Source organism: Novosphingobium marinum (genome assembly GCF_013408095.1).
GTDB lineage: Bacteria > Pseudomonadota > Alphaproteobacteria > Sphingomonadales > Sphingomonadaceae > Novosphingobium > Novosphingobium marinum.
In genome coordinates this window covers 166,351-179,791 of the sequence record NZ_JACBZF010000004.1, presented here as the reverse complement: position 1 = coordinate 179,791, position 13,441 = coordinate 166,351, and the positions used below count along the sequence as shown (strand labels likewise).

The 13,441-nt window shown below is 68.2% G+C and carries 11 protein-coding genes; 8 read left to right on the top strand and 3 right to left on the bottom strand.

What is annotated here, in order from left to right; genetic code table 11:
* Positions 1-4: 4 nt before the first annotated feature.
* Positions 5-1,570: a hypothetical protein gene (locus tag FHS75_RS12315; RefSeq protein ID WP_179407986.1), complete on the bottom strand. Its 1,566-nt coding sequence runs from the start codon at positions 1,568-1,570 to the stop codon at positions 5-7.
* Between the two features lie 283 nt (positions 1,571-1,853).
* Here FHS75_RS12315 and FHS75_RS12310 point away from each other — a divergent pair, with 283 nt between their 5' ends.
* The 8 genes from FHS75_RS12310 (at position 1,854) to virB11 (ending at position 9,556) form a co-directional block, all read left to right on the top strand.
* Positions 1,854-2,225 (top strand): tetratricopeptide repeat protein, encoded by a 372-nt coding sequence (locus FHS75_RS12310; RefSeq protein ID WP_179407985.1) that lies wholly within the window; start codon positions 1,854-1,856, stop codon positions 2,223-2,225.
* Between the two features lie 145 nt (positions 2,226-2,370).
* Positions 2,371-2,658, top strand: a complete 288-nt coding sequence (locus tag FHS75_RS12305) for a TrbC/VirB2 family protein (RefSeq protein WP_179408131.1) — start codon at positions 2,371-2,373, stop codon at positions 2,656-2,658.
* Positions 2,659-2,664: 6 nt separating this feature from the next.
* A complete protein-coding gene (locus tag FHS75_RS12300; RefSeq protein WP_179407984.1) occupies positions 2,665-2,946 on the top strand; it encodes a VirB3 family type IV secretion system protein in 282 nt (93 codons plus the stop codon).
* Positions 2,947-2,962: 16 nt separating this feature from the next.
* Positions 2,963-5,380, top strand: coding sequence for a VirB4 family type IV secretion/conjugal transfer ATPase (locus tag FHS75_RS12295; protein WP_179407983.1), 2,418 nt, complete (start codon positions 2,963-2,965; stop codon positions 5,378-5,380).
* A complete protein-coding gene (locus FHS75_RS12290) occupies positions 5,377-6,573 on the top strand; it encodes a TrbL/VirB6 family protein (RefSeq protein ID WP_229735584.1) in 1,197 nt (398 codons plus the stop codon). The genes FHS75_RS12295 and FHS75_RS12290 overlap by 4 nt, the downstream gene beginning before the upstream one ends.
* Positions 6,570-7,409: a TrbG/VirB9 family P-type conjugative transfer protein gene (locus tag FHS75_RS12285; RefSeq protein WP_179407982.1), complete on the top strand. Its 840-nt coding sequence runs from the start codon at positions 6,570-6,572 to the stop codon at positions 7,407-7,409. Before FHS75_RS12290 ends, FHS75_RS12285 begins: the two co-directional genes overlap by 4 nt.
* Positions 7,410-7,412: 3 nt before the next feature.
* Positions 7,413-8,537 (top strand): TrbI/VirB10 family protein, encoded by a 1,125-nt coding sequence (locus FHS75_RS12280; protein ID WP_179407981.1) that lies wholly within the window; start codon positions 7,413-7,415, stop codon positions 8,535-8,537.
* The gene (gene virB11 / locus FHS75_RS12275) at positions 8,537-9,556 is read left to right on the top strand and encodes a P-type DNA transfer ATPase VirB11 (RefSeq protein WP_179407980.1); all 1,020 of its coding nucleotides are present in this window, start codon (positions 8,537-8,539) and stop codon (positions 9,554-9,556) included. The genes FHS75_RS12280 and virB11 overlap by 1 nt, the downstream gene beginning before the upstream one ends.
* 111 nt (positions 9,557-9,667) lie before the next feature.
* On the opposite strand, the gene FHS75_RS12270 is transcribed toward virB11, so the two are convergent.
* Together FHS75_RS12270 and FHS75_RS12265 are read right to left on the bottom strand one after the other, a co-directional pair.
* Positions 9,668-11,125, bottom strand: coding sequence for a Ppx/GppA family phosphatase (locus FHS75_RS12270; protein ID WP_179407979.1), 1,458 nt, complete (start codon positions 11,123-11,125; stop codon positions 9,668-9,670).
* A gap of 57 nt (positions 11,126-11,182) precedes the next feature.
* Positions 11,183-13,357 (bottom strand): RNA degradosome polyphosphate kinase, encoded by a 2,175-nt coding sequence (locus FHS75_RS12265; RefSeq protein WP_179407978.1) that lies wholly within the window; start codon positions 13,355-13,357, stop codon positions 11,183-11,185.
* Between the last annotated feature and the right edge of the window lie 84 nt (positions 13,358-13,441).

Here is a 13,441-nt window from a genome sequence, read left to right as displayed (position 1 = left end):
CAGGTCAGTAGACCGGCAGTGAGGTACAGGCGCTGCCGCCGTTGAAGTTCACCGTGGCAGAGTCACAGGTCCAGCCCTGGTACCAGGTGTCGGAGCTGTCGCGGACCGCACCGATGTAGTTCACCGCATCGAAGTAGCTCGAAAGCTGGGTCGGATCGAAGACCGCGACGCCCGCTTCGTTGCTGCCGTTGATGAACAGGTTGGTCAGCGTGCTGGTGAAGCTCGCGTTGTTGTTCGAGCCGGCATTGAAGATGTCGGTCGTTTCCTGCTCGGTGACGTCGCCGCCCGAACGGAACGGATCGGCACAGGCCAGGACCAGCGATTCGAACACCGGCGGGCCGACGTCGTCGAGGCCGGAGTTGGCCGCACGGATCGTTTCCGGATCGTCGATGCGCAGGCAGGTCGAGTTCGGCGCCGCGATGACCGTGTTGACCAGCGCGTAGTCGGCGCCGCCGCGGATGCGCACGACCTGCGAGGCGGCGTCGTTCTGGTGAACGAAGGTCGCGTTCGAGATCTGCGTGTTCTGGCGCGGGGTGTCCTCGATCGCGGCGTTGGACGAGTCGGCCTCGATGATCGTGTCGCCGGCGCCGGGGCGCTGGATCGCGATCACGTACTGCATGTTGGCCTTGACGCCGGTGTCGGTGTCGAGCGAGTCGTCCTCGGCGCCGACGACGATCAGGCGCTTCACGTTGACCCGGCCGCCGAAGAATTCGACGCCGTCATCCGAGCTGTTGTAGCTCATGATGTTCTCGAGCGTGGTTCCCGAGCCCGAGCCGCCGGTGGTCAGCGACTGCAGCTCGTTGTCGCCCGAAAGGACGAAGCCCGAGTAGCGGATCTGGACGAAGGTCATGCTGCCCGAGCTGTCGTCGGGAGTCGCGCCGCCGAACAGGGCGGGCTGCGCCGCGCCTTCGACCTGGCGTTCGCAGTTGATCGTGCCCGGCGTGGCGTTCGGCGCGATACAGTCGGTGACCGGAGCGCGGCCGCCGAGGACGACGCCGCCCCACTGGCCCGAGGAGTTCGCGTTGTTGAGGCCGAGGATGTTGTCGCGGCTGGTGAAGATGATCGGGCGCGACATGGTGCCGTTGGCCTGGATCTGGTTGCCGCGGTTGACCATCAGGAACGAGGAGCCGCTGGCATAGACGATGGCGCCCGGCTCGATCGTCAGGGTGACGTCGGTGTCGCTCAGACCGTCCGAATCGTCGGCGGTCGGGCCGCCGTCGGTGCCGACGTCGACGCGACCCGGCATGCGGTAGACGAGACCTTCGACGAAAGGCAGCGTCGAGGAAGCATTGAAGCGCGCCGGCATGGCGCAGACGCGGTACTCGCCGGTCGGGCCGGAGATCGTTCCCTCGTCGGTCAGGCCCTGCGCGTCGGCAATGGTGGGGCAGCCGTTCGCGGGCGTGACCAGCGAGCTGGTCGGCGTCGGCGTCGGGGTCGGAGTCGGCGTGGGAGCCGGGTTGTTGATGATTACGTCACCGCCGGTACCGGGCGATGCGATTTCGCTCGGACCGCAGCCGGCGAGCGCTAGGGCGCTGCAACCGACGAGCAGCAAGCCATGGATATTCTTCACGATGAGTCCCCCTTGAAGGTCGAACGACGCGGCGACTCCGCCGTCGCGGTTTCGCCGTGTAGAGAGGCTCCGTGACAGTTTGTTTTCGGTTGAATGACACGAACTGTAACATTCGTGCGACCATCGCATGACGAGAGCGAGGGACGTGTCCGGACTCGCCCGAATCAGGGCGGTTCACGCCAACATTGCACTTTTATGACAGTTGCGGCATTTTCTTGTAATCGATGTGTTTCGGGCGGAAACTCCCGGACATTGCAACGATAACGAGAAAAAGGATGATGCCATGCCTGCCACCACGATGATCGCAGCGATGATGCTGCAGGCGATCAGTGTCCCGGGCTTCGACGAGCCGGTCTATGCCGAGACCGACGTCGGTTTCGAGGAACTGACGCAGGGCCGGGCCGCCGATGCCATCGAGACGATCCGCGCCAACGACGAACTGGCGGCCGACGATCCTTCCGCGCTGATCAACCTCGGCACCGCGCACAAGCGGATGGGCCAGAACGAAAAGGCGATGGAATATTACCTCGCTGCCGCCAACAGCGACAGGCGCTACGACCTCGAGCTGTCGGACGGCCGCTGGATGGACTCGAAGCGCGCCGCCACGCTGGCGATCCGCTCGCTCGCGACGCAGCGCACCTTCGCCGCGCGCTGAGCCGGCCTATAATATAAAGCCTTTCGCGGTCCGCGCCGCTGCGCGACCGGACCGTCACAAGGCTGTCATGTAACCGGAGCATTGCGCCCCAATGGAGGGCGCGATGATTCGTACCAAAACAGGATTCGGCCGTTTCGCGAGCGCGATGGCGGCCATTTTTCTTTCGATTTTTCCGCAGCTTGCCGCTGCGCAGGCGGTGCAGGGCGGCGATCCTGCCGGTTCCGGCCCGATCGTGTCGGCGCTCGGCTGGCTGCAGGGCACGCTGCTCGGCAACGTCGCCACCGCCGTTGCGGTCATGGCCGTCGCCGCTGTCGGCTTCATGATGCTGACCGGCCGGATGAACTGGCGCTTCGGCGCGACCGTCATCATCGGCTGCTTCATCCTGTTCGGTGCCGGCGCGATCGTGTCGGGCATCCAGGCCACCGCGGGCTGAGGCTTCGTGGACCTGTCACGCTTCCCGGTCCATCGCGCGCTTACCCGCCCGCAGATGTTCGCGGGCGTGACGTACAGCTTCTTCATCATCAACGCCGCCGTCACCACCGAGATCTTCCTCATCACGAAGAGCTTCCTCGCGCTGCCGGCGGCGCTTGCGATTCACGGCGTGGGCTACCTTGCGTGCCTGCGCGAACCGCGGGTCTTCGACCTCTGGATCACCAGGGTCAGCAAGTGTCCGCGCGTGAAGAACTGGCAGCGATGGGGCTGCAACAGTTACTCCGCCTGAAGGAGGGCGACGGGACATGGGCAAGCTCGCCATAGGGGACCTTGGCGGCTGGGCGAAGAAGGAAGCGCTGGCAGGAGACCGGCTTCCCTACCTCGCCCTGGTCGACCAGAACGTCGTGCTGCTGCGCGACGGTTCGGTGATGCTCTCGCTCATGGTGCCCGGCCTGGCGTTCGAGACCGCCGATGCCGAGGAACTCAACGCCCATGCCGCGACGCGCGAAGTGCTGCTGCGCTCGGTGCTCGATTCGCGCTTCGTCATGTACCACCACGTCATCCGCCGCCGCGTGGATGTCGAGCTCGATGCCGAGTTCGAGGATTCGCTCGCGGCCCACATCGATGCGCGCTGGCGCGAGAAGATGGCGGGCGGCGCGCTGTTCGTGAACGACCAGTTCGTCACTCTCGTCCGCCGCCCCGCGCGCGGCAAGGCGGGCTGGGCCGAGAAGCTTTCGCGCCGGATGAAGCGCAAGCGCGACACCGCGATCGAGGCCGATATCGGCGACGTGCGCGCCCTTCGCGCTGCCGCTACTTCGCTGCTTGCCGCGCTGTCGCCCTATGGCGCGCGCCTGCTCGGCGATTACGATGCCCCGGCGGGCGAATGCTCCGAAGTGCTCGAACTGCTCTCGGCGCTGTACAACGGTGAGATGCGCCCGGTGCGGCGTCCGTCCGACGGCACCGACATCGGCCACATGCTGCCCTACCGCCGCGCGTCGTTCGGCCTCGACGCGCTCGAGCTGCGCGGCAGTTCGGGGGCGAGCTTCGCGGCGATGGTCAGCCTCAAGGACTATCCCGATTTCACCGCGCCCGGCCTCACCGACAGCCTGCTGCGGCTGCCGTGCGAGCTGGTGCTGACCGAAAGCTACGCGCCGTCCGACCGCCAGCTTTCGCGCGAGCGCATCGACCTGGCCATCCGCCGCCTGAAGTCCGCCGACGAGGAGGCCATGGCCGAGCGGCGCGAGATGATGGCCGCGCGCGATTCGCTGGGCACCGGCGCGGTCGCGTTCGGCGATCACCACCTCTCGGTCCTCGTGCGCACCGGCACGCTCGAGGCGCTCGACGACGCAACCGCGTCGTGCGCCGCCGCGCTGGCCGATGCCGGCGCTGTCGCGGTGCGCGAGGACGTCAACCTCGAACCCTCGTTCTGGGGCCAGCTTCCGGGCAACGAGGGCTACATCGTGCGCCGCGCGCTCATCTCCTCGGCGAACATGGCGTGCTTCGGCTCGCTGCACGGCTTCGCGATGGGGCAGGCGACCGACAACCACTGGGGCGATGCGGTCACGCTGTTCCAGACGACCAGCTCGACGCCCTATTTCTTCAATTTCCACCAGGGCGATCTTGGCAACTTCACCGTCATCGGCCCGTCGGGTTCGGGCAAGACGGTGGTGATGAACTTCCTTGCCGCGCAGGCGCAGAAGTTCAGCCCGCGCACGATCCTGTTCGACAAGGATCGCGGCGCGGAAGTCTTCCTGCGCGGCATCGGCGGCACCTACAGCCGCATCGCGGCGGGGCACCCCACCGGCTTCAACCCGCTCGCGCTGCCCGACACGCCCGCCAACCGCGCCTTCCTGCGCGACTGGCTGTGCGTCCTGCTCAAGGCCGACGGAGCGGAGGAGAGCGCGACGATCGCCGGCGCGGTCGACGCAGCCTATGCCAACGATGCCTCGCTGCGCCGGCTCCTTCATTTCCGCGAACTGCTTGCCGGATCGCGCCGCCCGCAGCCGGGCGATCTAGCCTCGCGGCTGGAGGCCTGGATCGAGGGCGGCGAGCATGGCTGGCTGTTCGACAACGACGAGGACCGGCTCGATCTTTCCGCGCGCGTGCTCGGCTTCGACATGACCGCGCTTCTCGAAAGCCCGCGGCTGCGCACGCCGGTCATGATGTACCTGTTCCACAGGATCGAGGAGCGCCTCGACGGCGAACCGACGATGATCCTGATCGACGAGGGCTGGAAGGCGCTCGACGACGAGGTGTTCGCCGCGCGCATCCGTGACTGGCTCAAGACGCTCAGGAAGCGCAACGCGCTCGTCGGCTTCGCCACGCAGTCGGCGCGCGACGCGCTCGATTCGAAGATCGCGACCGCGCTGGTCGAGCAGACCGCGACGATGCTGTTCATGCCTAACTCGCGCGCGAGGGCCGAGGATTACTGCGACGGCTTCGGCCTGTCGCAGCACGAACTCGACGTGATCCGCTCGCTGCCCGCGCATTCGCGCTGCTTCCTCATCCGTCAGTCCGACAGCTCGGTCGTCGTCCGGCTCGACCTTTCGGGCATGCCCGAGGTGCTGCAGGTCCTGTCGGGCCGCGAAAGCACCGTGCGCAAGCTCGACCGCCTGCGCGAGGAATACGGCGAGGCGCCCGCCGCCTGGTACCCGGCGCTCACCGGCGAGATGTGGCCGGGCGAGGCAAGCGACGACGCGCTCTGGACCGAGGCTGCAGAGTGAGCTGCGACGCCCTTGTCGCCGGCGCATCCGCCGGGGCAGCGCCCGCGCTGCGCGCGGTCGACTGCATGGCGGGCGAGATGACCGCCGCCGCCTTCGGACGCCTGTTCGGCGCGGGCGGCGCACTCGCGCCCGTGCTCACCATCCTGCTGACGCTCTACATCGCCTTTTTCGCGATCTCGCTGCTGACCGGGCGCGCCACGCTCGGCATCTCGGCGTTGACCCCGCGCATGCTGACGCTCGGCCTCGTCCTGACTTTCGCGACGAGCTGGATCGCCTACCAGGGCGTCGTCTGGAACCTCGCGGTCGGCGGACCGGACCAGATCGCGGGCATCCTGATGGGCGCGAAAGGATCGGCGACGCAGATCTTCGCCGACCGCATCGACATCATCTTCGCCGCGATCGAGGAAATATCTAAGCTGGCGGGTGGCGGCACCGAAGGGCAGGCGCAAGGGGAAGGCGGCACGTTCACGCCCTCGAACCTCATGTGGCTTGCCTCGCTGCTGCTGCTTCTCGGCACCGTCGGCATACTCGTCACCGCCCGCATCGCGCTTGCCGTGCTGCTCGCGCTCGGTCCGGTCTTCGTCGTCTTCGCGCTGTTCTCGGGCACGCGCGGGCTGACCGCCGGCTGGCTGCGCGGCGTCGTCCTCACCGCCATCGTGCCGCTGTTCGTGGTGCTCGGCGGCGGCCTGACCACCGAGATGGCCGCGCCCGTGATCAGCGCGCTCGGGGGCCTCGAAGGCATCAACGGCCGCGCGGCGATGGCGCTGTTCCTCATCGCGTCGGTGCATTGCGCGCTGATGATCATGGTCATCAAGGTCGCGACCGCGATCGTCTCGGGCTGGCAGGTCTTCGGCCTTGGCGAAAAGCCTGTAACGGACCGCGCCGCCCCGCCGATCTCGACGCACACCGTCACCGAAACCGCGCAGGGCCAGTCCGTTGCCGCCGCGTCGGGCGGTTCGGCACAGCGCGCACGCGCGCTTGCATCGGCGAGCGGCCCGGCGGTCGAGACCGTGCAGGGCCAGCAGGGCGCGGTGCGCACGTCCGAGCGGCGCACCGTCGTCACGCATGCCGCCGCGCCGCAATCGAGTTCGCTGCCTCCCATCGCCCGCCAGCGCGCGCGCGGGATCGGCAGCCGTTTCCGCGCCCACTCTGCAGGCGCCGGTTCGAGAGCTTCCAGGGAGATGATCCGATGATCCGTGGCAACATCCTTGCCGCAACCTGCGCCGCCGCAGCACTGCTCGCTGCCGCGCCCGCCTCTGCACAGGACCGCGACCCGCGTCTCGTCCACCACGAGTTCGACCAGGACGAGGTCGTGCGAATCGAGGGCAAGGCGGGCGTGCAGGCGACCGTCGTCTTCGGCGACGGCGAGCACATCGAGAACGTCGCGGTCGGCGATTCGGAGAAGTGGCAGATCACGCCCAACAAGCGCGCCGACACGCTGTTCGTGAAGCCGCTCGGCCCCAACGCGCGCACCAACATGACAGTCATCACCGACCGGCACACCTATTTCTTCGACCTCGTCGCCTCGGCGAGCGCCAGGCCCGTCTACATGCTGCGCTTCACCTACGAGAACCAGCCCGAGCGGCCCGACGCGCAGCCCGATCCCTCGCTTGCCGCGCTCAATTCGGCCGAGGCGGGCGCGATCGGAGCGGAGCCGGGACTCGAGCCGGTCGATCCGGCGCAGATGAACTTCGCCTGGCGCAAGAAGGGCGATGCCAAGCTGGTGCCCGACCGCATCTACGACGACGGCAACGCAACGTACCTCGTCTGGGGCGTGGACCGCGCGCTGCCCGCGATCCTCGTCGTCAACGACAAGGGCGAGGAAGGGCCGGTCAACTTCGCGGTGCGCGAAGGCACCATCGTGATCGACGACGTGCCCGACCTAATCGTGCTGCGCACCGGCAAGGCAAGGGCGGAGCTCCGCCACGCGGGACCGCGCCCGGCGGCAGGCCCGTCACGCGCGCGCAACGGCGGCGGACCGGCAGTCGCCGCCGCCGATATCGGACCCAATCCCGGCAGGGGGAACTGAGCCATGCTGAACGCCAAACCCATCGGCAAGGTCCGCACGGGCCGCCTCGACCCGGCCAACGACCGCGACCCGCGCGAGGGCCAGGGCGGCGAGGGCGCGGAAGTCATCGACCTTTCGACCCGCAATGTCCTGCCGCAGGTCAGCCAGCGCAAGAAGGGCGACGGGCTGGGCATGGCCGCCGGCGTGCTCATCGTCGCGGCGCTCGGCGCTGTGACGCTGTGGTCGATGGACGCCGCGCGCAACGGCAACACGGGCGAGGCGCAGCCGCAGCAGGCGGCGGCGGTTCCCGCCCCGGCCCCGGCGCAGGTCCCTCAGGCCGCGCCGCAGAACATACCGAACACGCCGCGCGTCTCGTCCCCGGCGGCGCCCGCGCCCAGCCCCGTCTATTCGAACCCGCCGCAGAACGCGGTCGGCCCGGCGCAGGCCGCGAATCCGCTGTCCTCGCCCACCGTGGTCTTCGACGCCAGCGCGCTTCCCGGTCCCTCGGCAGGCTCGCCAGCCGCGCCCGGAGAACTCGGCAAGGGCAGCAGCAACGAGGATTTCGCCGCGCGCCTCGGCGTCAGCACCGGCACCACCGCGACCGCCAGCGCCTCGTTCGATCCGAAGACCACGGTCACGCAGGGCACGCTGATCCCGGCGGTGCTCGAAACCGCGATCAACACCGACGTGCCCGGCTACGTGCGCGCCGTCGTCAGCACCGACGTGCGCTCGTTCGACGGCACCCGCGTCCTCGTCCCGCGCTCCTCGCGCCTGATCGGGCAGTACAAGAGCGGGCTGCAGGCTGGGCAGAAGCGCGCGTTCGTGATCTGGACGCGGCTGATCCGGCCCGACGGGGTGTCGGTAGACCTTGCCTCGCCCGCGATTGGCTTCGGCGGCGAGACGGGCCTTGCCGGCAAGGTCAACAGCCACTTCTTCCAGCGCTTCGGCTCGGCGATGCTGCTTTCGGTCATCGGCGGCCTGACCACGCTTACCGGCAACGCCGGGGTGGTGATCGCGGGCGGCGGCCAGTCGGCGGCAGCGGCGGCGGTCCAGCAGAACGGCCAGATGGGCCCGACCGTGCGCGTCCGTCAGGGCGAGCCGATCCGCGTGTTCACTGCCAAGGACCTCGATTTCTCGAAAGTCTCGTGATGACGGGAACGGTCACGCCCCTGCAGCCGCAGGCCGAGGGCGCGGCGATGTCGCCGCCTGCGCAGGTGCCGCGCAGCGTCTACCTCGATGCCTACCTCGCGCCGCTGCGCCAATGGCTGGAGCGCGAGACCGTGACCGAGCTTCTCGTCAACCGTCCCGGCGAGCTGTGGGTCGAGGACGCGGCGCATCCCGGCATGCAGCGCATCGACCTTCCCGAACTCGACGACCGGCTGCTCCAGCGGCTGGCCGAGCAGGTCGCGCGGGTCAGTCACCAGGGCATCAACCGCGAACATCCGCTGCTGGCCGCAACCTTGCCCGACGGCGCGCGCATCCAGCTCGTCGGCCCGCCCGCGACGCGCTCGCACTGGGCGCTCGCCATCCGGCGGCACCGCCTGCTCGAACTGCCGCTCGACGCCTACGACCGCGGCCCGATCGTGCCGCAACCCGAAGAGCCGATGCCAAGCGCGATGGCCGAACCCATCGCCTTCCTGCGCGAGGCGATCCGGCGGCGGCGCACGATCCTGATCTCGGGCGGCACCTCGACCGGCAAGACCACCTTCCTGAACGCCATGCTCCACGAAATCCCCGGTGACGAGCGCGTCGTCCTTGTCGAGGATACGGCGGAGCTGAAGCTGCCCGGCGCGAACGGCGTCGGCCTGATCGCGGTGAAGGGCGAGCTGGGCGAGGCCAAGGTTTCGGCCAACGACCTCCTGCAGGCGGCGCTGCGGCTGCGGCCCGACCGGATCGTGCTGGGCGAACTGCGCGGCGGCGAGACGGTGAGCTTCCTGCGCGCGATCAACACCGGGCACCCCGGATCATTCTCCACCGTCCACGCCAACACACCGCGCGGCGCGCTCGACCAGATCGGGCTGATGGCGATGCAGACCGGCATCGGCCTGACCCGCGCCGAAACGCTCGAATACGCGGCCTCGGTCATCGATATCGTGGTCCAGCTCGACCGCATCGAGGGAAAGCGCGGCATCGCCGCCATCGCGGAATCGGTGAGTTTGCTCGACTAGGGCCGGTGCCGTCATCGACGCAAGTCGATCAAAAACACACCGCAATCGACGCAAGTCGATCAAACAGGAAACCCGGTGCCAGACCCGGTACAGGCAACGTCCCCCGTACCGCTAATCCAGCAGCGCGTCGGCGGTCAGGGTCTCGACCTCGTAATCGCAACCGAACCATTCGCCGAGCAGCTTGAGGTCCTTGGCGACCGCGTTGCCGTACAGCGCCTGCGCCGGTTCGCGCAGCGAGAGTACGATCCGGTCGTCCTCCCGCCTCAGGGCGGTGTTGGCGATGGCCGAGGCCGAGCAGCCGGTCAGCTTGCGGCACAGCCGGGTGGAGAGGCCCCATCCGACCGCCTCGTGCAGTTCCTCTTCGCTGGTGAGGACCGAGAATTCCTCGGGAATCGCGCATTCGCCGGCGTTGGCCAGCACCGCCATCGCGAGCCGTGCGCGGCCGCGTGCGTCGAGGCCGATCCAGCGCTTGCCGAGCGCCCAGCGGCGGGCGAGTTCGGCGCGCAGGTTCGGCTCGTTGCGCATCGATGCCAGCGCCAGCATCACGGCGGCGAGCCGCAGCTTCTCGTTGCTGCTCTCGCTGATGTCGGAGGTCCATCCCGCCACCATCGTCGCGGTCGAGGGCGAGATGCCGAACTGGCCGGCAAATGCGCTTACCCCGGCGAGCATCGGGTCCTGCCGCCGCAGGCTCGGTTCGAGGCGGCGGTACAGCAGGCCCTCGCGCAGGCCCCAGGACGAGAAGATGACCGAGGACGGTCCGATCTGACGCACCAGCACCTCGAGCAGCGCCGCCGCGTCGGGCAGGCTCGCCATGCGCGAGGAGGAAATGCCGGTCACGCTCTCCTCGACCTTGCCGCGCGAGAGCGGCTTGCACACCGCCAGCGCTTCCCCGGCGGTGAGTTCGAAGCCGTGCGGGTCGTCGAGCGGCCAGCCGCGGATCTGCATGGCGTAGCGGGCAAGCGCGCGCCACGATCCGCCGACGATGAAGAACGGCAGGTCCTTGCCGTAGCTGAACTTCGCGTTCTTCAGCGCCTTGCGCACCGTCGCGCCGAACTGCGCCGCACCGCCCTCGCGAAGGTCGGGCAGGCGCAGCGTGCCGAAGGGCATGCTGACCGCATGCTCGCATTCGTCGCCGCCCAGCGCGGTCAGCTCGAGGCTGCCGCCGCCCAGGTCGCCCGCGACGCCGTCGGCTTCGGGGAAAGCGGAAATGACGCCGAGCGCGCTGATGCAGGCTTCCTCGATCCCCGACAGGAGCGACGGCTCGAAGCCTAGATCGCGCACGGCGGCGAGGAATTCGGGGCCGTTCGCGGCATCGCGCACCGCCGCCGTCGCCACCGCGTCGACGTGGCGCACGTCCATGAGCCTGACGAGCGCGGCAAAGCGGGTGAGCGCCTCAAGCGCGACTTCCACGCCTTTCTCGGGGAGGCGACCGGTCTGCGACAGTTCGCGGCCGAGCCTTGCCGTGACCTTTTCGTTGAGCAGCACGGCCGGCGCGCGGGGCGGGCCGCCATAGACAACGAGGCGCACCGTGTTCGATCCGATGTCGATGATCGCGTGGCTGTCGTTCATGACGGGTATGCCTGCCTGCTTGCGGGTATGCCTGTCCATCCGAACGGGCGCGGGCGGTCAGATGTTTCCACGCCTCAGTGCAAGTTTGGGAACTTTTCGTCCGCTCGACAGCGCGCCGCCACGTCCGGAGAGCGAGGGGTTGGTCATGAAATAGCGGTGCACGTTGAATGGATTGTCGTCCGGATCGGTGCGCTCGTAGTGCCCGTCGGGCGCCAGCAGCCAGCTCTGTTCGTTGTCGAGCAGGTTGGCGAGCAGCACCTGGCCGAGCACCTGGTCGTGAACCGTGCGGTTGCGCATCGGCACGAGCAGTTCGACCCGGCGGTCGAGGTTGCGGCTCATCCCGTCCGCCGAGGTGATGTAGACCTTGGCCCGCCGGTTGGGCAGGTCCGCGCCGTTGGCGAAGGCCCAGATGCGGCTGTGTTCAAGGAAGCGGCCGATGACCGACTTGACCGTGATGTTTTCGGACAGGCCGGGAATGCCGGGTCGCAGGCAGCAGATGCCGCGCACGACGAGGATGATCTCCACCCCCGCATTGCTGGCGGCATAGAGCCTGTCGATCAGGTCGGGATCGGTCAGCGAATTCATCTTCGCCCAGATCTGCGCTGGCTTGCCGTTGCTTGCGTTCGCGGTCTCGACGTCGATGCGTTCGTAGAGCTTGTCGCGCAGGCCGATGGGGGAGATCGACAGCATCTCCGTGCGGCGCGGCTCGACATAGCCGGTGATGAAGTTGAACAGCCGGCTGGCGTCGCGCCCGGCCTTGGGGTCGGCGGTGAAGAACGACACGTCGGTATAGATGCGCGCGGTGACAGGGTGGTAGTTGCCGGTGCCGAAGTGGCAGTAGGTGCGGTATCCCTCGCCCTCGCGCCGCACGACGAGCGAGACCTTCGCATGCGTCTTCCAGTCGACGAAGCCGTAGATCACCTGCACGCCCGCCCGTTCGAGCTGGCTTGCCCACATCAGGTTCTGCTCCTCGTCGAAGCGGGCCTTGAGCTCGACGACGGCGGTGACCGACTTGCCTTCCTCTGCCGCCGCGATCAGCGCGGCGATGACGGCGGACTGCTTGCCCGCGCGGTAGAGCGTCTGCTTGATCGCGACGACGTCGGGATCGGACGCGGCCTGCCGCAGGAAATCGATCACCACCTCGAAGCTTTCGTAGGGGTGCTGGATGACGATGTCCTTCTCGCGGATCGCCGCGAAACAGTCACCGTCATGCTCGAGGATGCGCTCGGGATAGCGGGGCGAGTACGGCTCGAACTTGAGGTCGGGGCGGTCCTCGTCGACGATCACCGAAAGCCCGGTCATGCCGATGAGGCCGCCGGTCTTGATGACGAGCGCGCGGTCGAGGCCGAGCTGGTTGCGCAGCAGTTCCTCGGCCGCCGGGTCGAACTTGCCCTGCAGTTGCAGCACGATGACCATCCCGCGCCGCCGGCGCTGGATCGCCGAGCGGAAGTGACGGACGAGGTCCTCGGCGTCTTCCTCGATCTCGATGTCGCTGTCGCGCAGGATGCGGAACACGCCATGGCCGTGGACGCGAAAGCCGGGAAAGATCGATTCGGCGTGGCGGCAGACGAGGTCCTCGACGCTGATGTAGACCGCCTCGTCCCCCGGCACGCGCACGAAACGCGGCAGCGCGGGCGGGATCAGCACCATCTCCATCACCGGCTCGTCGTCCGAGACGCGGCTCAGCGAGAACAGGACGCCCATGCCCTGGTTGGCGACGAACGGGAACGGGTGCGCCGGGTCGATCGCCTGCGGGGTGAGCACCGGCATGATGTGTTCGAGGAAGAATTCCTTAAGCCACCGCTCGCGCGGCGAATCGAGGCGCTCGTCGCCGATGATGCGGATTCCCTGGTCGGCGAGCAGGTCCTTGAGCTCGGCCCACGACCGCTGCTGCTCCATCTCGAGCTCGAGCACCTTCTCGTGGATCGCGGTAAGCTGCTGCGACGGCGTCATCCCGTCGATCGAGATTTCCTCGATCTGGCGGCGCACCTGCCCGGCAAGCCCGGCGACGCGCACCATCATGAACTCGTCGAGGTTGCTGCCCGAGATCGACAGGAAGCGCAGCCGTTCCAGCAGCGGGTAATCGCGGTTGCTCGCCTCTGCCAGCACGCGTTCGTTGAAGGCGAGCCAGCTCAGTTCGCGGTTGAAGTAGCGGCAGTCGTCGCCCGGGCATCCCTCGGGCGCCGGGCGGGCGGGGCCGTCCTCGCCGTCTGTCTCTGTCGTTTCAAGCATCGGTCGTTATCGCATCCGGCAACCGTGTTACAATATGGTGACAGTTGTGAAGCATCGCGCCGCCCCCCGTCAAAGGCGAACGCC